This is a genomic window from Empedobacter tilapiae (assembly GCF_004785645.1).
Taxonomy (GTDB): domain Bacteria; phylum Bacteroidota; class Bacteroidia; order Flavobacteriales; family Weeksellaceae; genus Empedobacter; species Empedobacter tilapiae.
In genome coordinates this window covers 222997-243316 of the sequence record NZ_SRPE01000004.1, presented here as the reverse complement: position 1 = coordinate 243316, position 20320 = coordinate 222997, and the positions used below count along the sequence as shown (strand labels likewise).

The 20320-nt window shown below is 31.2% G+C and carries 21 protein-coding genes; 8 read left to right on the top strand and 13 right to left on the bottom strand.

What is annotated here, in order from left to right; all coding sequences use genetic code 11:
* Positions 1–63: 63 nt before the first annotated feature.
* Entirely contained in the window at positions 64–1836 is a 1773-nt protein-coding gene (argS, locus tag E4J94_RS07075) for an arginine--tRNA ligase (RefSeq protein ID WP_135835149.1), read from the bottom strand.
* 109 nt (positions 1837–1945) lie between these two features.
* On the opposite strand from argS, the gene E4J94_RS07070 reads away from it, so the two are divergent.
* The gene (locus E4J94_RS07070; RefSeq protein ID WP_135835148.1) at positions 1946–3301 is read left to right on the top strand and encodes a DEAD/DEAH box helicase; all 1356 of its coding nucleotides are present in this window, start codon (positions 1946–1948) and stop codon (positions 3299–3301) included.
* Between the two features lie 28 nt (positions 3302–3329).
* Here E4J94_RS07070 and msrA read toward each other — a convergent pair whose 3' ends face one another.
* Together msrA and E4J94_RS07060 are read right to left on the bottom strand one after the other, a co-directional pair.
* Positions 3330–3863 (bottom strand): peptide-methionine (S)-S-oxide reductase MsrA, encoded by a 534-nt coding sequence (msrA, locus tag E4J94_RS07065; protein ID WP_135835147.1) that lies wholly within the window; start codon positions 3861–3863, stop codon positions 3330–3332.
* A gap of 13 nt (positions 3864–3876) precedes the next feature.
* Positions 3877–4338 carry an Lrp/AsnC family transcriptional regulator gene (locus E4J94_RS07060; protein WP_135835146.1) on the bottom strand — a complete coding sequence of 154 codons (462 nt, stop codon included), beginning with the start codon at positions 4336–4338 and terminating at the stop codon, positions 3877–3879.
* Positions 4339–4669: 331 nt separating this feature from the next.
* Between E4J94_RS07060 and metK the strand changes: the two genes are divergently transcribed.
* Positions 4670–5929 carry a methionine adenosyltransferase gene (metK, locus tag E4J94_RS07055; protein ID WP_135835145.1) on the top strand — a complete coding sequence of 420 codons (1260 nt, stop codon included), beginning with the start codon at positions 4670–4672 and terminating at the stop codon, positions 5927–5929.
* A 56-nt stretch (positions 5930–5985) separates the two neighbouring features.
* Here metK and E4J94_RS07050 read toward each other — a convergent pair whose 3' ends face one another.
* Positions 5986–6363: a hypothetical protein gene (locus E4J94_RS07050; protein WP_135835144.1), complete on the bottom strand. Its 378-nt coding sequence runs from the start codon at positions 6361–6363 to the stop codon at positions 5986–5988.
* Between the two features lie 96 nt (positions 6364–6459).
* Positions 6460–6843: a hypothetical protein gene (locus tag E4J94_RS07045; protein WP_115001026.1), complete on the bottom strand. Its 384-nt coding sequence runs from the start codon at positions 6841–6843 to the stop codon at positions 6460–6462.
* Positions 6844–6988: 145 nt separating this feature from the next.
* Between E4J94_RS07045 and fabG the strand changes: the two genes are divergently transcribed.
* Together fabG and menD are read left to right on the top strand one after the other, a co-directional pair.
* Positions 6989–7732: a 3-oxoacyl-[acyl-carrier-protein] reductase gene (gene fabG / locus E4J94_RS07040; protein WP_038336119.1), complete on the top strand. Its 744-nt coding sequence runs from the start codon at positions 6989–6991 to the stop codon at positions 7730–7732.
* Between the two features lie 82 nt (positions 7733–7814).
* Positions 7815–9485, top strand: a complete 1671-nt coding sequence (gene menD / locus E4J94_RS07035) for a 2-succinyl-5-enolpyruvyl-6-hydroxy-3-cyclohexene-1-carboxylic-acid synthase (RefSeq protein WP_135835143.1) — start codon at positions 7815–7817, stop codon at positions 9483–9485.
* A gap of 20 nt (positions 9486–9505) precedes the next feature.
* Here the strand turns inward: menD and E4J94_RS07030 are convergent, their stop codons facing one another.
* The 8 genes from E4J94_RS07030 to E4J94_RS06995 form a co-directional block, all read right to left on the bottom strand.
* Positions 9506–9952 (bottom strand): OmpA family protein, encoded by a 447-nt coding sequence (locus tag E4J94_RS07030; protein ID WP_135835142.1) that lies wholly within the window; start codon positions 9950–9952, stop codon positions 9506–9508.
* Positions 9953–9959: 7 nt separating this feature from the next.
* Positions 9960–10448: a hypothetical protein gene (locus tag E4J94_RS07025; RefSeq protein WP_135835141.1), complete on the bottom strand. Its 489-nt coding sequence runs from the start codon at positions 10446–10448 to the stop codon at positions 9960–9962.
* Positions 10445–11101, bottom strand: a complete 657-nt coding sequence (locus E4J94_RS07020) for a SanA/YdcF family protein (RefSeq protein ID WP_135835140.1) — start codon at positions 11099–11101, stop codon at positions 10445–10447. Before E4J94_RS07020 ends, E4J94_RS07025 begins: the two co-directional genes overlap by 4 nt.
* Before the next feature lie 79 nt (positions 11102–11180).
* On the bottom strand, positions 11181–11747 hold the full coding sequence (gene efp, locus E4J94_RS07015) for an elongation factor P (protein WP_038336113.1): 567 nt from the start codon (positions 11745–11747) through the stop codon (positions 11181–11183).
* Between the two features lie 19 nt (positions 11748–11766).
* A complete protein-coding gene (gene lpxA, locus E4J94_RS07010; protein WP_135835228.1) occupies positions 11767–12552 on the bottom strand; it encodes an acyl-ACP--UDP-N-acetylglucosamine O-acyltransferase in 786 nt (261 codons plus the stop codon).
* A gap of 17 nt (positions 12553–12569) precedes the next feature.
* Positions 12570–13958 (bottom strand): bifunctional UDP-3-O-[3-hydroxymyristoyl] N-acetylglucosamine deacetylase/3-hydroxyacyl-ACP dehydratase, encoded by a 1389-nt coding sequence (locus E4J94_RS07005; RefSeq protein WP_135835139.1) that lies wholly within the window; start codon positions 13956–13958, stop codon positions 12570–12572.
* 6 nt (positions 13959–13964) lie between these two features.
* A complete protein-coding gene (lpxD, locus tag E4J94_RS07000; protein WP_135835138.1) occupies positions 13965–14990 on the bottom strand; it encodes a UDP-3-O-(3-hydroxymyristoyl)glucosamine N-acyltransferase in 1026 nt (341 codons plus the stop codon).
* A gap of 87 nt (positions 14991–15077) precedes the next feature.
* Positions 15078–16268: an HD domain-containing protein gene (locus E4J94_RS06995; RefSeq protein WP_246034271.1), complete on the bottom strand. Its 1191-nt coding sequence runs from the start codon at positions 16266–16268 to the stop codon at positions 15078–15080.
* A gap of 276 nt (positions 16269–16544) precedes the next feature.
* On the opposite strand from E4J94_RS06995, the gene porX reads away from it, so the two are divergent.
* Genes porX through E4J94_RS06975 form a run of 4 tightly spaced genes read left to right on the top strand, consistent with a single transcriptional unit; the run spans position 16545 to position 20092 of the window.
* On the top strand, positions 16545–18098 hold the full coding sequence (porX, locus tag E4J94_RS06990) for a T9SS response regulator signal transducer PorX (RefSeq protein WP_135835136.1): 1554 nt from the start codon (positions 16545–16547) through the stop codon (positions 18096–18098).
* Positions 18099–18503 carry a tRNA (adenosine(37)-N6)-threonylcarbamoyltransferase complex ATPase subunit type 1 TsaE gene (gene tsaE, locus E4J94_RS06985; protein WP_135835135.1) on the top strand — a complete coding sequence of 135 codons (405 nt, stop codon included), beginning with the start codon at positions 18099–18101 and terminating at the stop codon, positions 18501–18503.
* 6 nt (positions 18504–18509) lie between these two features.
* Positions 18510–19715, top strand: a complete 1206-nt coding sequence (locus tag E4J94_RS06980) for an alanine dehydrogenase (RefSeq protein ID WP_135835134.1) — start codon at positions 18510–18512, stop codon at positions 19713–19715.
* Between the two features lie 17 nt (positions 19716–19732).
* Positions 19733–20092: a hypothetical protein gene (locus tag E4J94_RS06975; RefSeq protein ID WP_135835133.1), complete on the top strand. Its 360-nt coding sequence runs from the start codon at positions 19733–19735 to the stop codon at positions 20090–20092.
* Positions 20093–20320 lie beyond the last annotated feature (228 nt).

The window sequence follows — 20320 nt, the reverse complement described above, 5'->3', positions numbered from 1 at the left end:
ATTGTAAAGTTAAAAAAATACCTCACCAAATTGATGAGGCATTTTATTTATTTTATAAGTCGATTACATTCTTTCTGGAACACCAATTCCTAATAAACGTAACGAATTCTGAATTGTATTTGCAACCCATTGAGAAAGATATAAACGGAAATTTTTCACGTTTTCATCTTCATTTTTCAAGATTGGATTGTTTTGGTAGAATGAATTAAATAATTTCACCAATTCGTACACATAATTCGCAATCAAAGCTGGACTCATTTCTGTTGCTGCTTTTTCTATTGTATCTTCGAAATCGTATAATGCACGAATAATTTCTTTTTCAGCAGCATTCAATTCTAATGCATTTGCATCAAATTCTTTTGGAGATTCTTTTCTCAATAAAGACTGAATACGCGCAAAAGTGTATTGAATAAATGGTCCTGTATTTCCATTAAAATCGACAGATTCTTTCGGATCGAATAAAATACGTTTCTTAGGATCTACTTTCAAAATGTAATATTTCAAAGCACCCATCGCAATTGTTTCGTACAACTCAGCTTTTTCATCATCAGACATTCCGTCTAATTTCCCTAATTCTTCAGAAATCTCTTTTGCTGTATTGTAAACTTCTTGCATCAAATCATCTGCATCTACAACTGTTCCTTCACGAGATTTCATTTTTCCGTTTGGTAAATCAACCATTCCGTAAGACAAGTGATGTAAAGCATCAGCCCAAGAATAACCTAATTTTTTCAAGATTAAGAACAAAACTTTAAAGTGATAATCTTGCTCATTTCCTACAACATACGTTAATTCTTCTAACGTTGGATTATTTTTGAAACGCTCTACAGCTGTTCCCAAATCTTGCGTGATATAAACTGAAGTTCCGTCCGAACGTAAAACTAATTTTTCATCCAAACCTTCTGCAGTCAAATCAATCCAAACAGAACCATCTTCTCTTTTGTAGAAAATACCTTTGTTTAAACCTTCTTCAACAATATCTTTTCCTAAAATGTAGGTATTCGATTCGTATAAATATTCGTCAAAAGCAACACCAAGACGTTTGTACGTTTTCGCGAAACCATCATACACCCAACCGTTCATTTTTTGCCAAAGCTCAATAACTTTTGGTTCATGTGCTTCCCATTGACGCAGCATTTCTTGTGCTTCTAAGAAAATTGGAGCTTCTTTTTTCGCTTCGTCTTCCGTTTTTCCTTGCGCTTCTAATTCTTTGATTTCTTGACGGTAATGTTTGTCAAATTCCACATAATATTTTCCAACCAAATGGTCGCCTTTCATATTTGCAGATTCTGGCGTTTCACCATTTCCAAATTTTTCCCAAGCAATCATCGATTTACAAATGTGAATCCCACGATCATTGATAATTTGTGTTTTAATCACATTATTTCCTGCTGCTTCAATGATTTGAGAAACCGAAAATCCTAACAAATTATTACGAACATGTCCTAAATGCAAAGGTTTGTTCGTATTTGGCGATGAATATTCTACCATTACCGTTCTCGAATTTTTATCAACTTTCGTAATTCCAAAAGTTGAATTTTGAGCATTTTGAGTAAAATTTTCTAGAAATTCTACTGAACTTAAACTCATATTCAAGAAACCTTTTACAACATTGAATGCTGTAATTTTATTATTTTCAACCAAATTTTCACCGATTTTAGCACCGATTTCTTCTGGTTTACCTTTCAAAGTTCTGATTAATGGGAAAACAACTAATGTATAATCACCTTCAAACTCTTTCCTTGTGAACTGAATTTCAACAGATTCAGGGTTAATTTGATAAACGTTTTGAATCGCTTCTAAAACATTCTGCGTGATGTATTGTTTTAAACTCATTTTATTCCTTTTTACTTAATCGAAATGCAAAAGTACGAAGTTTCAACGAATTTGAACGGATTGCACATTGAGTTTTTAAGAAGTCATCAAGAAAACTTATCTTTGCAAAATGAAAGCTACATTCGCGGATTTCGAATTAACAAAACAATTGAGTTCGGCTTTAGAAAAGTTGAATATCACAACCCCTACTCCAATTCAAGAAAAATCATTCAAACCGATTCTTTCTGGACGAGATATAATGGGAATTGCCCAAACAGGTACAGGTAAAACAATGGCTTACTTATTGCCTTTGTTGAATACTTATCAATACTCTAAAACGAATCAACCAAAGATTGTTATTTTGGTTCCGACGCGCGAATTAGTTGTTCAGGTTACCGATATTTTAGAGCAATTAACAGAATTTATCAATGTTCGTGTTTTAGGAATTTATGGTGGTGTAAACATCAATACACAAAAATTATTGATGTATGAAGGCGTTGATATTTTGGTTGGAACGCCAGGTCGTGTCTTAGATTTGGCGATTGACAATGTGTTGTCATTCAAAGAAATGAAGAAATTAGTGGTTGATGAATTTGACGAAATGTTGAGTTTAGGTTTTCGTCCACAACTGATTCATTTATTTACAATGATGAGCGATAAACGTCAAAACATTTTATTCTCTGCAACGATGACAGATCAGGTTGATGATATGTTGCACGAATATTTCAAAAATCCTATTGAAATTTCATTGGCTCGTTCGGGAACTCCTTTAGAAAAAATTTCTCAATCGGCTATTCCAGTTGAGAACTTCAATACTAAATTGAATTTAACTGTTCATCAATTAGAAGACAAAGCAAAATTTGAGAAAGTTTTAATTTTCGCAAATAATAAAAAACATGCTGATTTAATTTTTAATCATTTAGATGAAATTTATCCAGATGAATTTGGTGTAATTCATTCTAACAAATCTCAAAATTATCGTTTGAGAACAATGGAAGCTTTTACCAGAGATGAATACCGAGGTATTATTACGACAGATATTATGGCTCGTGGTTTGGATATTCCAGATGTTACACATGTAATCAATTTCGAGATTCCAGATGTTCCAGAACAATATATTCACAGAATTGGACGTACAGGACGTGCAGATAAAAAAGGTGAAGCGATTTCTTATTTTTCTGAAAAAGAAATTGAACGTTTAGATGCTATTGAAGCATTAATGGATAAAGAGATTTACGAGATTCCATTCCCTGAAGAGGAAGTAAAAATCAATCCTGTAAAACGTGAGTTTGAGAAAGATGTTGTAAAAATGAAACAGCTTACAACTGTAAAAATCGAAGAACGTGGTGCTGCATTTCACGAGAAAAAAGATAAAAATAAAAAGGTGAATTTAGGAGGTCCTACGAAACGTAAACCACCAAAATCTAAACCTAAAAACCGTGGTCAGCAAAAACAAAAAGCGAAAGCACGCAAAAAAGGAAAATAAAATGAAAGCGACCAATTGGTCGCTTTTCTTATTTTAAAATCTGTTTGAACTTAGATTTAAATTTTGCAATTTTTGGTCCTACAACTGCCGAACAATATGGCTGATCCGGATTTTCATTGTAATAACCTTGATGATAATCTTCGGCTGGCCAAAATTTATCTAAAGACTCTATTGTTGTAACGAATTTATCTTCATATAAAGTTCCGTTGTCAAACTCTTTTAACGATTCTTCAGCTTGCTTTTTTTGATCTTCTGATGTGTAAAAAATACTCGAACGATATTGTGTTCCAACATCATTACCTTGTCTATTTAAATGAGTGGGATTGTGAATGTTCCAAAAAATCTCTAATAATTCTTTGTACGAAATAACTTCATTATCAAATGTAACTTCAACAACTTCTGCATGATTTGTGTCTGTATCACATACCTGACGATAAGTAGGATTTTCTACATTTCCTCCTGTAAAACCAGAAATAGCCTCCTCTACTCCATTTATCGAATTAAAAATTCCTTCCACACACCAAAAACACCCCGCTCCTAAAACTGCTATCTCCTTACTCATTTCTGTTTTTATTTTATATCAATTGATAAGCAGTATCATCTTTTACATCACCTATTACAAAGGTACTGTGAGTACTACCAATCACATTTATAGTTGTTAATTTATTTACCATAAAATCTCTGTATTCGTCCATATTTTCAAAAGACATTTTTACAATATAATCATAATCACCGCTGACATGAAAACAAGCTTGTACTTCTTTTAAATTTTGAATTTCAGTTTCAAAAACACGAATATTATCAGCTGAATGTTGTTGCAGCTTAATATGGCTAAAAACCAAAAGTTCTTTGTTTATAAGTCTTCTATTCACAAGCGCAACATATTTAGAAACAATTCCAGATTTCTCTAATTTCTTAATTCTTTCGTGGATTGCTGTTGAAGACAGATTTAATTTATCAGATAATTCTTTATAGGTAATTTTACTGTTTTCTTGTAGGTACATAAGTAGTTGTTGATCGAGAGTATCAAATTTCATATTATAATTATTTTTTTCTAAAGTAATAATAATAATTTGAATAATTATCTAAAAAAGAACAATAATTTACATTTGTTTAGAAAATAACTATGCAAATCATTAAATTCCATCATGTTTATTCTATTTAATATTTCATTATCGAATTGAATGAATAGCTTTAACAGACTAATAAATGTTAAATTTCTTTCTTTATTCATATTATTCATTGTATATTTGAACTCGAAAAATCAAGAGGAAAGATTTGACTGATTGCAACCTCATAAAAATAATTGCTAAAACAGGACTTCAGTTATCTCCTCCCCTCTTTTATATTATATAAAAAAGTATAGAAATGTCATATTTATTTACATCAGAATCAGTTTCTGAAGGGCATCCGGATAAAATTGCCGATCAAATATCTGATTCAATTCTTGACCATTTTTTAGCATTTGATGCAAAAAGTAAGGTAGCTTGCGAAACATTAGTGACAACTGGACAAGTTGTTTTAGCAGGAGAAGTTAAATCTAATTCATATATCGATTTACAACGTGTTGCAAGAGAAACAATTTCTGAAATTGGTTATACAAAAAGTGAATATATGTTTGATGCAAATTCTTGTGGAATTTTATCTGCAATTCACGAGCAATCTCCAGATATTAACCAAGGTGTAGACAGACAATCTGACGAAGAGCAAGGTGCTGGTGACCAAGGAATGATGTTTGGTTATGCTACAAGCGAAACTGAAAACTATATGCCTTTGGCGTTAGATTTATCACACAGATTATTGAAAGAATTAGCGCATATCCGCAAATACGAAAAAGATTTATTGCCATATTTACGTCCTGATGCTAAATCTCAGGTAACAATTGAATATGATAATGACAACAAACCTGTTCGTATTGATACTATTGTAATTTCTACTCAACATGATGACTTCGCGAATGAAGAAGCAATGAGAGATAAAATTACAAATGATTTAGTAAGCATTTTAATTCCTCGTGTTAAGGCACAATTACCTGTTCATTTACGCGATTTATTTACAGATAGTATTACTTACCATATAAATCCTACAGGAAAATTCGTTATTGGAGGACCTCACGGAGATACAGGTTTAACTGGTCGTAAAATTATTGTAGATACTTACGGTGGTAAAGGTGCACACGGTGGTGGTGCTTTCTCAGGAAAAGATCCATCAAAAGTTGACCGTTCTGCTGCTTATGCTGCACGTCATATTGCTAAAAACTTAGTTGCAGCTGGTGTTGCAGACGAAATTTTAGTACAAGTTTCATATGCAATTGGTGTTGCTGCTCCAGTTTCTTTATTAGTAAATACATTCGGAACTCAAAAAGTTGAGTTAACTGAAGGAGAAATTTCTACAAAAGTTTCTGAAATCTTTGATATGAAGCCTTTCGCTATCGAGCAAAGATTAAAATTAAGAAACCCTATTTACAAAGAAACTGCATCTTACGGACACTTAGGTAGAGAACCAAAAACGGTTTCAAAACGTTTTGAATCTGCTAATGGACAAGATGTTGTTGAAGTTGAAGTTGAATTATTCACTTGGGAAAAATTAGACTTCGTAGATCAAATTAAAACAGCTTTCGGATTATAATCTGAAATTTTAAATCATAAAAAAAACCACTCAATATTGAGTGGTTTTTTTTATGATTAATTTTTACTAATCGAATTGACTAACCAATATCGTTTTCCTTCTTTGTAAGAAATATTTATACTATCTTTGGAAAGCATAATCAATTTTGTTGGTGTCCAACCCACGTTTCTTAACGAATTGCTTCCTGTCATTTCCATTTGAATATTTTCTATCGGATCAATTTTTTGAGATGTGATAAAATCAAATTTATATAAATTCTTAGATTGAGAAACTTGCACTACTCCACTATCTTGTACAATTCCTCCTAAAGAATCTTGAAAAATAATAAATCGTCTTTCATATTTTTCTTTATAAATAGTATTCTGGCTATCATCCTCATTATTACAAGAAAATATCATCAATAATAATGAAGCAAAACATACAATCGTTCTCATAAAACATCATTTTATATTTAACTATTTTCAGCTCAAAATATTGTATAAAAAAAGACGCTCACTACTGAACGTCTTTTCTATTATTATTCCTAAAAATTATCTTGTTGCATTTGCAGTCCAAGTTTTACCGTCTTTTGTGTAAAGAATTGTCAATTTAGCATTATCAATTCTAATATAAGATAATTCATCTGCTCCAACACTCACTAAAGTATTGTCACCTTTCTTCTCAAACTCAACACCGTTTAAATCTGGAATTTTATCAGAAAAAGCAAAATTATACTTTGTTCCGCTTGCAATTTTTGTTACAAACACACTACCACTTTGAGTTGATAATGAATTATTCGCGTCTTTATAACTTATACTTCCTTTGTAAGTTCCTGCAAAAAAATCGTTATTTGCAGGATCGTCATCATCATTACAAGCTGTGAATACAAATAAGGCGAAAAATGTTACCGCCAAAAATTTCAATAGATTCTTCATGTTTTTATTTTTTTATTGGTTATAACAATCAATATTTTCAATTATAATACCATAAAATGTTAAATAAAATTGATAAAGTATTTTTTAACATTTTTAACTCTCACAAAAAATCGTATTTTTGAAGCAATATATAATACCTATAAACATGAATTTATTGCAAGGTAAAACAGCAATCGTTACAGGCGCAACTCGCGGTATTGGAAAAAGTATTGCTGAAGTTTTTGTTAAAAATGGCGCTAACGTTGCCTTTACTTATGCTTCTTCTGTAGAAAAAGCAAAAGCTTTGGAAGAAGAATTAGGACAATTCGGTAAAGTAAAAGGATATCAATCTGATGCTTCTGATTACGAAGCTGCTCAAAAATTAGTGGAAGATGTAATTGCTGAGTTTGGTCAAGTTGATATTGTAATTAATAATGCTGGAATTACGAAAGATAATTTGTTGATGAGAATGTCTGCAGAAGATTTCGAAAAAGTAATTCAAACAAACTTAAATTCGGCTTTCAACTTAACAAAAGCAGTTATCAAACCAATGATGAAACAACGTTCTGGATCTATCGTGAACATGTCATCTATTGTTGGAATCAAGGGAAATGCAGGACAAGCAAATTATGCAGCATCTAAGGCTGGTTTAATTGGTTTCTCTAAATCTGTTGCGTTAGAATTAGGTTCTCGTAACATTCGTTGCAATGCAATTGCACCAGGTTTTATCGAAACTGAAATGACAGAAGTTTTAGATCAAAAAGTAGTTGAAGAATGGCGCAATGGAATTCCATTAAAACGTGGAGGACAACCAGAAGACGTTGCAAATGCATGTTTATTCTTAGCTTCAGATTTATCAAGTTATGTAACAGGACAAGTTTTGAGTGTAGACGGAGGTTTACATACTTAATTCTTTAAAATATCATACTTTTTGAAAGGTTTTGTTTAGTAAATTTGCTAATCAAAACCTTTTATAATTTAAGACAACTACGTTGAGAAAAATATCAAATAAATTAAATGTTCAATTGATTGCTGAAACTTTTTTGGCTTTCGGAATTGATCATATCGTATTATCGCCAGGATCTCGAAACGGAGCATTAACGATGCAATTTGCCAATGACAAACGTTTCAAAACTTATAGTGTAATCGACGAGCGTTCGGCTGGATTTGTCGCTTTAGGAATGGCTCAGCAAATTCAGAAACCTGTTGTGGTTTGTTGTACTTCTGGTTCGGCAACAGCAAATTATTACCCAGCAATTACGGAAGCTTTTTTTCAAAATGTTTCTGTAATCGTGCTTTCTGCAGATCGTCCCGAACATTTAGTTGATAATTTTGATGGACAAACCATTCGCCAAAAAGATATTTTTGAGAAACATTCTGTTCATAATGTTCAGCTTTCCGAAAGTGAAGAAACGGATGATTTAACGCGAAATATGTTGTTGACGAAATATGCGTTGATTGATTGTATGCACAAATCTGCGCCAATTCATATCAATATGCCTTTTTCTGAACCCTTGTACGAGTCTGTAACAACTCCAGATATTGAAATTGATACAATTACAATTCCTGCAAAAGATTATCCTGAAATTGATGTGATTGATTTGATGAAACGTTGGAATGCTTCGACGCGTAAAATGATTTTGGTCGGATTACATCATCCTGATGCCAAATTTGATCATTTTTTAAAACAATTGGCGCAAGATGATTCGGTTGTTGTGTTGACAGAGGTAACATCAAATATTCATGATGAACGATTTTTCAATAAAATTGATCAAGTTATTTTCCCTTATTCAGAAGAAGAATTAGAAGCGTTGAAACCTGATATTTTATTGACAATTGGGCAAAATATCGTTTCCAAAAAGATTAAAAAATTCTTACGCGATCAAAAACCAACGCAACATTGGCATTTAGATGAATATTGGCAACCAGACACTTTCCAAGCATTAACAGATAAAATTGAAACGAAACCTGAATTATTTTTAGAACAGTTTGTTCCGTTTGTTAATCCAAAAGAATCTGAATATTACATTACATGGAATTCGAGACGAGAAGCAAATAATATCAAACACAAAAACTACATCAATATGATTCCGTTTTGTGATTTGAAAGCATTTGATTCTATTATCAGAAACTATCCTAAAAATTGGCAAATTCAGTACGGAAATTCGACAGTTATTCGTTACGGATTATTGTTCGATCATAACAATTCGAATCCTGTTTTCTGTAATCGCGGAACAAGTGGAATTGATGGTTCTACCTCTACAGCAATTGGCGCTTGTATCGCTTCTGGTCAAAATACGGTGATGATTACAGGAGATATTTCATTTTTCTATGATTCGAATGCGTTGTGGAATGTCAATATGCCGAATAATTTTAGAATTATTTTGATTAATAATGGAGGCGGAAATATTTTCAAATTTATTCCTGGTCCATCTGAAACCGATGTTGTTGAAGATTATTTTGAAACAAAACACCATTTCACTGCCGAACATTTGGCTAAAATGTATGATTTTGAATATAACGTTGTTTCAAATTTAACAGATTTAGAAAATTCATTCAACGATTTTTATGCAGAAAGTAATCGCCCGAAGATTTTAGAAATTGATACACGAAATTCTGCTAACGATGCTATTTTAAGAGGATATTTTAGTAGTTTGAAGTAAGAATATTAGAAGAGAAATCATTAGTTTGATTTCTCTTCGACTTTAAAAAATATTTTATCTTCATTTCCTTCTTTCAAAACTATCTCATAATTATTTGTATTAAAATAATTTTTCTTTAAATATTTCTTGACTTCAATAGCTCTATTTTCTGATAAACCTTTTTTACTATTTTTCCTTTGAGTACTAATAATAACTAATTTATCAATTTTATTCGTTTTACTCAATTTTATTATTTCATCTAACATCTTTAAATGATGATTTGCTAAATGTATTTGTTCAAAATTAAAAATTAATGATAAAGGAAATTTACAAATGATTTCTTGCCACTGACATCCATTATTTTCTTTTTGACCTTTTACAGTTGGACAATGATCTTCAATATCAGGAATTCCATCTTCATCAGTATCAATCAACTCTTGAGCAAATATAATTGGACTAAAAAATAGATAAATTAAAAATTTTCTCATAAGATTTTTAAATATATGGTATATTATTTTGCCTCGGTTTATTTTTTAATTCCTTCTTTGATTTTAAAAGTTTTTGTATGTAAGTATCAAATTCCATGAAATTTTTGTATTCCTTATCAACATTGTTTCCTCCAACATCAAAAAGTTTTATGATCTTAGAATTTCTATTTTTTAAATTGAAATGGTATTTTGTTTCGTATGCTAAAGTTTCAAAAGAATTATTTTTTAAATAAATTTCTGTATCAGTAGGATAAGAAATTACATATTTAGTATATAAAACCTGAATTGAATCAAATTGTTGCTTTGACAAGTTAAATATAATCGTATCATCTTTTTTATCATAAAAATGAGTGATATATTGAGATTTTGGGTATTTAAGAATTATATCATTACTTAAGGATTTTTTTATATAAATAGACTCAATTTCTTCATTATTTCCATCACATGAATTAAATAAAAACAACAATATCGGAATAAGCTTTAGAAATTTTGTCATATTATCTCTATTTTCTCTCCTAAAAATTTAGGTTGAATACCAAAAAAGCTATCAATAAAAACTTTAGTTCGAGCAAAATATTCACGGATATTAGTTTTTAATCCAGTATGTTTATTGACATCTTTTGCATTGTAACCAAATGCATTAATTCCATTTTGACGGGCAATGTAAACCGCTCGTTGATTATGAAATTCTTGGGAAACAACAATAAATTCATTCTGACCAAAAATTTCCTTTGCACGTATCATCGAATCTAACGTTCTAAAACCTGCATAATCCAAATAAATCACATTTTCTGGAACTCCATTTTTTATCAAGGCTTGTTTCATCGCTTCAGGCTCATTGTAGCTTTTTCGACCATGATCTCCACTCAAAATAAAGTGCGTTACTTTTCCTGATTGATACAATTTTGTTGCAGCTTCGATACGATACGTAAAGTAATAATTTTGATAACCATTTACCAAATTAGGCGCAGTTCCTAAAACAACTGCAACTTTTGTTTTGGGTAATTTTTCTAATTGATTTGTAACAAATTCTTCAGTGGAATTTTCTATTTTAGAATTAGCAAAAACAGTAAATAAAAGAGATAACACACAAATAATTGTTCCGTAAAGAAATATTTTCTTGATAATATTTTTTGCTTTGGCTTTCATAAAATGAATCTAGTTGATTTTAACTAATAAAAAAAGTAGCTAAAATTAGCTACTTTTCTTTATAATTATTGAGAATTTATTATTCTTTAATACGTTCTACATAAGAACCGTCTTCTGTGTTGATTTTCACTTTATCACCTTCGTTGATGAATAAAGGAACACGGATTTCAGCACCAGTTTCTGTTGTTGCAGGTTTTGTAGCATTTGTAGCTGTATCACCTTTAAGACCTGGCTCTGTGTATGTAATTTCCATTACAACTGTAGTTGGTAACTCAGCTGCTAAAGCTGTTTCATCAGATGCACGGAATAATATTTTTACTTCGTCACCAGCTTTCATAAATTGTGAATTATCAATCAAATCTTTGTTTAAATAAACTTGAGAGAAATCATCATTATTCATGAAGTGGAAACCATTATCATCTTCATATAAATATTGGTAGTTACGTGTTTCTACACGAACTTCTTCAATTTTATGACCAGCAGAAAATGTATTGTCTAATACTTTTCCATTAGTTAATGATTTTAATTTTGTACGAACGAAAGCAGGACCTTTACCTGGTTTTACGTGTAAAAATTCGATAATTTTATACGTATCATTATTAAAAATAATACATAAACCTTTTCTGATATCAGAAGTTGTTGCCATTTATTCTATTGTTATTTTATTAAACTCCCGAGCTATATCCTTTCATAATTCCGCGATCACTTGTATTGATAAAATCAAGGATTACTTCACGATAATGTGAATCAGGGAATTTTTCTAAGATTTGTTCTACAGCTTGAGATACGTTATTTTTTTGTTGATATAAAATTCGGTAAATACCCTGAATCTCGTAGATTTCTTCTGATGTAAAACCTTTTCTTCTCAATCCAATTGCATTAACTCCCGCATAAGCAACAGGATTTTTTGCTGCTTTAACGTATGGAGGAACATCTTTACGAATTTGTGTCGCACCAGCTACAAAAGCATGTTCTCCAATTTTTGTAAACTGATGAACTGCACTATAACCTCCAATAAAAGCGAAATCTCCTACTTCTATATGTCCAGCTAAACCAACAGCATTTACGATTACGACATTGTTTCCTACGACACAATCGTGCGCAATATGCGCTGTTGCCATAATCAAACAATTATCACCAATCTTAGTATAACCTAATGCATTAGTTCCTTTGTTTACAGTAACACATTCACGAATCGTTGTATTGTCACCAATATATGTTAAAGTTTTTTCGCCTTCATACTTCAAATCTTGAGGCTCACCAGAAATTACTGTACCTGGATAAATTTTACAATTTTTTCCAATACGTGCTCCTGACATAATTGTTACATTAGGACCAATCCATGTTCCATCACCAATTTCTACATCTTCGTAAACAGAAGAAAAAGGACTTATTGTAACATTTTCACCTATTATTGCAGTTGGATGAACATATGCCATCGGATGATTCATAACTTCCATTTCTTTAATTATTCTTTTGTAATAACTGCCATCATTTCTGCTTCCACAGCAATTTGATTGTTCACATATCCAATTCCTTGCATATGAACAATTCCTCTTCTAATAGGTTCAACCAATTCTAATTTAAACACCAATGTGTCACCTGGAATAATTTTGCGTTTAAATTTAGCACTTTCAATTTTCATGAAATAAGTTGAATAATCTTGAGGATTTTCTAATTCTCCTAAAATCAATAAACCTCCTAATTGTGCCATTGCCTCAATCTGCAATACACCTGGCATAACAGGTTCTTTAGGAAAATGTCCAACAAAGAAAGGCTCGTTCATCGTTACATTTTTCACACCGATTAAACCTGTTGCGCTTTTTGAAATTACCTTGTCAATCAATAAAAATGGTGGACGATGTGGTAATAACTTCATGATATCATTAATATCATAAACTGGTTCTGCTGTCAAATCAAATTCTGGAACTTTATTACGTTGCGCTAATTTAATTTGTTTGCTTAATTTCTTTGCAAAATTTGTATTGGTATGATGTCCAGGCTTTGTTGCAATAATTTTAGCCTTTAATTTTTTACCTACTAAAGCCAAATCTCCTACTACATCTAATAATTTGTGACGAGCAGCTTCGTTTGGATAATGTAAAGTCAAATGATCTAAAATTCCATTCGGACGAATAGAAACATCATCTCTATTGAACGCTTTACATAATTTTTCTTTTGTTTCTGGTGTAATTTCTTTGTCAACATAAACAATTGCATTGTCTAAATCTCCACCTTTTACTAAACCAGCTTCCAACAATTGCTCTAACTCATGTAAAAAACAAAATGTTCTTGCTTGAGAGATATCTTGTTTGAAGTTTTTGATAGATGTTAAAGTTGCATTTTGAGTTCCCAAAACTTTCGTTCCGAAATCTACCATTGCTGTAACTTGGTATTCATCTGCAGGAATTGCAGTGATTTCTGATCCTGTTTCTGGATCTACGTATGTTACAATTTCTTTAATTCTATAATATTCTCTGTCTTTATCTTGCTCTACAATTCCAGCAGATTCTATTGCTTCAACGAAAAAACGAGAAGAACCGTCCATAATTGGTGGTTCCGCATTGTCAATTTCAATGTAACAATTATCAATATCCATACCTACCAAAGCCGCCAAAACGTGTTCTGTTGTATGTACTTTAACTCCTTTCTTCTCTAAAGTTGTTCCTCGAGCTGTGCTCACAACATATTGTGCATCAGCTTCCACTTGAGGTTGACCTTCTAAATCTGTTCTAACAAATACAAATCCTGTATCAGGTTCTGCTGGTTTAAATGTTAGGGTAACAAATTTACCTGTATGTAAGCCAACACCTTTTAGAACGGCTTCATTCGCTAAAGTTTTTTGTTTATCAGACATTAACTTTTACTTTTGTTTGTTCTCTTTTTCTAATTTATCGATTCGTTTCACAATTTCTGGAAACTTTCTAAAATGTACATATGATTTTCTAAAGCTTGACGCTTCTATTGCTGGTGAACCATACAATTGCATTTTACTTTCTACATCACCATTAATACCACTCTGAGCTTGTACTTGTACAAAATCTCCGATTGTCAAATGACCTGCGATACCAACTTGACCTCCAATCATACAATTGCGTCCAATTTTTGTAGATCCTGCTACTCCACTTTGCGAAGCAATAACAGTATTCTCACCAATTTGAACGTTATGAGCAATTTGAATTTGGTTATCTAATTTTACTCCTTTACGAATAATTGTAGATCCCATTGTTGCTCTATCTATTGTTGATCCTGCTCCAATTTCAACATTATCTTCGATCAAAACATTTCCTATTTGAGGAATTTTTTCGAAAGAACCGTCTGGATTTGGCGCAAAACCGAAACCATCAGCACCAATCACAACATTAGAATGAATGATACAATTTTGACCAATTTCACACTCTTCATACACTTGTACGCCCGAATGTAAAACGGTATTATCACCAATCTTAGCATAATCGCCAATCGTTACATTTGGATATATTTTAACATTATCTCCAATCGAAACATTAGCTCCAATATAAGAAAAACTTCCAATATATACATTATCTCCTAGTTGCGCAGTAGAATTTACTTTCGTATATTCTTCTATTCCAACTTTATTATTTTTTATCGTATTGTAATACTGCAACAGCTGTGTAAAGGCTTGATAAGCATCTTCAACCACAATCAATGTAGACGAAATAGAATCTGTTGCCACAAAATCTTTACTCACAATAACAATAGAAGCGTTTGTTGTATAGATAAAATGCTCGTATTTCGGGTTAGCCAAAAACGAAATCGAACCTTCTTTTCCTTCCTCTATCTTCGATAATGTGGAAACCTCTACATTTGCATCACCTTTTACGGTTCCTTGCAATAATTGCGCAATCTCTGCAGCTTTAAATTTCATAGTCTGCAAAACTAATAATTATTCTTAAATTTATAAAATGATTATTTAAGTTATTTAACTTTTTTGTCAAATTCTTCAAATCACTATTTAAACACTGTGGTAATGATATTTTGTAATTTCTTGTTGCAAAAATTGCGTTAACAAACTTTTTTCTGAACTCGAAATTTCTTTTACCTCACCATTTTTATATAAAACCTTTATTGGACTTTTTGATTTTTCGTATGGAACAATTTTTATCGTTGTCTGTTCCACAAAATAACTTGCATCATCAATTCCTAAAGCTTTTTCTACTCTATTTTTTTCTACCAAAATTTCTTCTTCAGATAATTTTGTATCCATCAAATATGATTTTGGTAATATACGCTGAATGATATTTTTTGATAATTTACTCAAAATTAAATCATCATGAAACTGCCATTCTTTTATCGCTGATAAAACATCCGAATCGTCTAGACGCGTAAAAATTTCTAAACCTTCTTTTGATAAACTTCCAACTTCATTTTCTTCTAAAAAGTATTTAAAAGCAAACGTTGCAAAAAGATTTTCTCCCGCTTTTGTCAATTCTTTCGCTCTTCTCAAAACGCTAATCAAAAAATTCTCTGCTGTAAACGATTTCTTATGCATATACACTTGCATATACATAAACATACGCGCCATCAAAAATTTCTCTACCGACGAAATTCCCTTTGCTTCTATCACCAACTCATCATTCGAAACATTCATCATCGAAATAATTCGTTCTGGATTGATATTTCCTTCTACCACTCCTGTGTAAAAACTATCGCGCTTCAAATAATCCATGCGATCGCAATCCAATTGACTAGAAACCAATTGTGACAAGAATTTTTTCGGATAATTTCCTTTAAAAATCTGAATAGCTAAAGCTAATCGATTATCAAAAATTTGATTCAATTCTTCCATCAAACGAAGCGAAACTTCTTCGTGATGTGAACCATTAATAATAGAATGTTCAAGAGAATGAGAAAAAGGTCCGTGTCCCAAATCATGCAATAAAATCGCAATTAAAGCACCATTTTCTTCTTCTGGAGTTATTTCGACGTTTTTTCTTTTGAGAATATTTAAGGCTTTTTGCATCAAATGCATACAACCTAAAGCGTGATGAAAACGAGAATGTCTAGCACCTGGATACACCATTTCTGTTAATCCAGTTTGCGTAATTCTACGAAGTCGTTGAAAATATGGATGTTGAATAATCTGATAAATAAGCTCGTTTGGAATCGTAATAAATCCATGAACGGGATCATTTACTATCTTCAACTTATTATTGTTTAATGGATTCAAACGTACTATTTTATCAGCAAAGATAAGAATTTTTACTCATTCTAAACGTTACTTTTTTGATTAAAAATGGTTTTTATAAAATATTTTAGATAAAAATTATTTTTGGAATTATTTATGCTAAATAATCATCGCAAATTTTGGGAAAACTACAATTTTGTTTAACATACAATTTTGATTTTAACATTTCCGTTATCGCTATATTTGGAATAATTCTAAAAGTAGAAATCAATATAAAAAATAAAAACATAACAAATGACTATAAAAATTTTATGGATTGATGATGAAATCGATTTATTGAAACCACACCAACTTTTTTTAGAGAAAAAAGGATACGATACAACAATGATAAATAATGCGACTGATGCATTAGAAGAAATAGAAAAAGAGAACTTTGCAGCGGTTTTAATTGACGAAAATATGCCTGGTTTGAGCGGATTGGAAGCTTTACCAAAAATTAAAGAATTACGTCCAAACCTTCCTGTTATTATGGTCACAAAAAGTGAGGAAGAACATATTATGGAAGATGCAATTGGTTCGCATATTGCAGATTATTTAATTAAACCTGTTAATCCAAATCAAATTTTATTGAGTTTGAAAAAGATTTTGGATGCATCTAAAATTATCTCTGAAAAAACGGTTATCAATTATCAACAGGAATTCAGAAATATCACAATGGATATGATGAATGCGCGCGATTTTGAGGATTGGCAAGAAATTTATAAAAAATTAGTTTTTTGGGAACTTGAACTTGAAAACATTGAAGATACAGCACTTTCTCAAATCATCGAAAATCAAAAAAGTGAGGCAAATGCAGCTTTCTTCAAATTTATAGAACGTAATTATGAAGATTGGTTGCATGACGACGAAGATCGTCCCGTTTTATCGCACACAATTTTCAATCAATTGGTTCGTCCACATCTTGGAAAAGATAAAAATGTTTTATTGATTATGGTTGATAATTTACGCTACGATCAATGGAAAGTTATTGAGCCAATTTTCAATCGTTATTATAATTCAGAAGCCGAAAATTTATATTACAGTATTTTACCTTCAGCAACTCAATATGCTAGAAATGCGTTTTTTTCAGGTTTGATGCCTTTAGAAATTGAGAAAAAATATCCTGAATATTGGTTGAATGACACTGATGAAGGAAATAAAAATATGCACGAAAAAGAATTGTTAGGAGAACAATTAAAACGTCTGGGAATGGGAGATTTATCCTATAATTATTTCAAAATTTTAAATTCTGATTTTGAGAAAAAAATTGCGGATGATTTTAATAATTACAAAAAAAATAATTTGAATGTAATTGTCTACAATTTTATTGACATTCTTTCACATGCAAAAACAGATAATCGAATTGTTAGCGAAATTATTCGTGATGATAAAACGTATCGTTCGATCACAAAACATTGGTTTGAGAATTCATATTTAATGGAAATTGTGAAAAAAGCAGCGCAAGAAAAAATGAAAATTATTGTAACAACCGATCACGGAACAATTTACGTCAAAGAGCCTACAAAAGTGATTGGTGACAAAGAAGCGAGTACAAATTTACGTTATAAATTAGGGAAACAATTACAATACGATCCGAAAGATGTTTTGGCCGTTGAACAACCAGAAAAATTCCTTTTACCTAAGGTTAATGTTACGTCAAAGTATATCTTTGCAAAAGAAAATTTATTTTTAACGTATCCAAAAAATTACAATCATTTCGTTAATTATTACAAAAACACTTACCAACACGGTGGAATTTCGTTGGAGGAAATAATTATCCCAATGGTTGTTTTAACACCAAAAAATTAAATGGAATTTATCATCAATAATTTAGACGAATTACCAGAAGTTGCTCAAAAAATAATCGATCAACTTCAATATAAATTAATCACTTTCGAAGGAGAAATGGGAGCTGGGAAAACAACTTTTATCAAAGAATTTGTAAAAGCTTTGGGAACAAATGATGAAACTTCTAGTCCTACTTTTTCGATTGTAAATGAATATGAAACAGATAAAGGAAAAGTTTATCATTTCGATTTTTATCGTCTAAATCATGAAGATGAAGCCTTAGATTTTGGGATTGAAGAATATTTATATTCTAATCAATATTGTTTAATGGAATGGCCAGATAAAATTGCTAACTTTATACCAGATGAGCACCACACTATTACATTGAAAAATGTAGATGGCGTTCGTCATTTAAATTTTAGTTAATAATATATGGACGGAAAAAATATTTTTACGCCTTTTTCTCAAGAAGATCTTATCCCACAACCCGAGCGTTTAGAGATTCCTCATAAGAAAGAACGCTTTGATATTGGAATTCCTAAAGAAACAAATAATCAAGAAAAAAGAATTTGTCTTTCTCCTGATGCAGTAGAAATTTTGGTCAATAATGGTCATCAAGTTACGATAGAAACTGGAGCAGGAGAAGGTGCAAATTATTCTGATAAAGAATATTCAGAAGCTGGCGCACAAATTTCTTACAATACGCAAGCTGTTTTCGAGAAGCCTATTATTCTAAAAGTTGGTCCACTTACTTTAGATGAAATTGATTGGATAAAACCAAATGCTTTGATTATTTCATCTGTTCCGACTAATACTTTGAAACGTGAATATTTTCAGAAATTAATTGCAAAACGAGTTAATGCGGTTGGATTTGAATTTATTCGTGATGAACAAAATCAGTTACCTGTTGTTCGATTATTAAGTGAAATTGCTGGAACAACAGCAATTTTAGTCGCAAGTGAATTGATGTCTTCTACAAACGGAGGAAATGGAGTTTTAATGGGCGGTGTCACAGGAGTTCGACCAACAGAAGTAGTCATTCTTGGAGCTGGAACGGTTGCAGAAAATGCAACAAGAACTGCCCTAGGTTTAGGCGCTTCAGTCCGTGTTTTTGATAATTCATTAACCAGATTAAGACGATTACAACAAAATATTGGACAACGAGTTTCAACTTCTACTTTAGATCCAAAGGAATTAGGAAAAGCTTTACGTCGTTGTGATTTAGCAATTGGAGCACTTCGTGGAGAAACTCGTACACCTTGTGTTGTTACAGAAATGATGGTTCAAAACATGAAAGCTGGTGCTGTTATTATCGACGTTAGTATTGATCAAGGCGGATGTTTTGAAACATCTGAATTAACAACCCATGATCATCCTATAATTATTAAGAATGATATAATTCACTATGCCGTTTCAAATATTACTTCTCGCGTTGCACGTACCTCTACCAAAGCGTTAAGCAATTACTTCTTATCTTATTTATTTCAAATTTCTGAAGAATCTGGTTTTACGAATGTAGTACAATCAGATAAAACTATAAGAAATGGCGTATATTTGTACAAAGGAAGAATTGTAAAAAAGAATTTATGTGATTGGTTTGATTTACCATTTCACGACATTAATTTATTAATCATATGACATTTACGCAAAGGTTTATGAAGTATTTAATGGGAGTAGGAATCGGGATGGTTTTCGTCGCTATGGCGTTTGGTCCTCGTGCTTTCTCATGTAATTACTTTCCAAATGCAAGGGTTTTGGATGAAGCTTTTTCAAAAAGATTATCTATTTCACCAGAAGCACAAGCTTTTTTAAAAACAGAAAATTTAGATTCTACATTTTTGAAAAAAGAATTATTCAAAAGAAGTAAAGTTGATTTTGACCATTCGAAAAAAGATCAAGTTCCATGTAGAGAATATTTAGCAAATTATAAAAGTAAAGACAACTCTAAAAACTATGATTTTGTTCTTGAAATTTGTAAAGAAGATTCTAAATTAGTTTCTATCCAAAAGAAATAAAAAAAAGCCACTTATTCAGTGGCTTTTTTTTATTTCTTTTGGATAATTTAATTTATAAATTGTAATAGGACTAATACCACAATAAAAATAATAATTGATACTATTACTATATCCTTAAATTGGATTTTCTTAGTCCCAAATTGTGCATTTCTATTTAGACTTTTTTTCTTTTTATTGGCTTGCATTGGTTGATATTTGAACTACAAATTTATAAAAATAATTCAAATA

Bases quoted from the DNA above. Each gene is read 5' to 3' on its own strand.
- argS (WP_135835149.1), bottom strand. From the start codon at position 1,836: ATGAGTTTAAAACAATACATCACGCAGAATGTTTTAGAAGCGATTCAA.
- E4J94_RS07070 (WP_135835148.1), top strand. From the start codon at position 1,946: ATGAAAGCTACATTCGCGGATTTCGAATTAACAAAACAATTGAGTTCG.
- msrA (WP_135835147.1), bottom strand. From the start codon at position 3,863: ATGAGTAAGGAGATAGCAGTTTTAGGAGCGGGGTGTTTTTGGTGTGTG.
- E4J94_RS07060 (WP_135835146.1), bottom strand. From the start codon at position 4,338: ATGAAATTTGATACTCTCGATCAACAACTACTTATGTACCTACAAGAA.
- metK (WP_135835145.1), top strand. From the start codon at position 4,670: ATGTCATATTTATTTACATCAGAATCAGTTTCTGAAGGGCATCCGGAT.
- E4J94_RS07050 (WP_135835144.1), bottom strand. From the start codon at position 6,363: ATGAGAACGATTGTATGTTTTGCTTCATTATTATTGATGATATTTTCT.
- E4J94_RS07045 (WP_115001026.1), bottom strand. From the start codon at position 6,843: ATGAAGAATCTATTGAAATTTTTGGCGGTAACATTTTTCGCCTTATTT.
- fabG (WP_038336119.1), top strand. From the start codon at position 6,989: ATGAATTTATTGCAAGGTAAAACAGCAATCGTTACAGGCGCAACTCGC.
- E4J94_RS07030 (WP_135835142.1), bottom strand. From the start codon at position 9,952: ATGAGAAAATTTTTAATTTATCTATTTTTTAGTCCAATTATATTTGCT.
- E4J94_RS07025 (WP_135835141.1), bottom strand. From the start codon at position 10,448: ATGACAAAATTTCTAAAGCTTATTCCGATATTGTTGTTTTTATTTAAT.
- E4J94_RS07020 (WP_135835140.1), bottom strand. From the start codon at position 11,101: ATGAAAGCCAAAGCAAAAAATATTATCAAGAAAATATTTCTTTACGGA.
- efp (WP_038336113.1), bottom strand. From the start codon at position 11,747: ATGGCAACAACTTCTGATATCAGAAAAGGTTTATGTATTATTTTTAAT.
- lpxA (WP_135835228.1), bottom strand. From the start codon at position 12,552: ATGAATCATCCGATGGCATATGTTCATCCAACTGCAATAATAGGTGAA.
- E4J94_RS07005 (WP_135835139.1), bottom strand. From the start codon at position 13,958: ATGTCTGATAAACAAAAAACTTTAGCGAATGAAGCCGTTCTAAAAGGT.
- lpxD (WP_135835138.1), bottom strand. From the start codon at position 14,990: ATGAAATTTAAAGCTGCAGAGATTGCGCAATTATTGCAAGGAACCGTA.
- porX (WP_135835136.1), top strand. From the start codon at position 16,545: ATGACTATAAAAATTTTATGGATTGATGATGAAATCGATTTATTGAAA.
- tsaE (WP_135835135.1), top strand. From the start codon at position 18,099: ATGGAATTTATCATCAATAATTTAGACGAATTACCAGAAGTTGCTCAA.
- E4J94_RS06980 (WP_135835134.1), top strand. From the start codon at position 18,510: ATGGACGGAAAAAATATTTTTACGCCTTTTTCTCAAGAAGATCTTATC.
- E4J94_RS06975 (WP_135835133.1), top strand. From the start codon at position 19,733: ATGAAGTATTTAATGGGAGTAGGAATCGGGATGGTTTTCGTCGCTATG.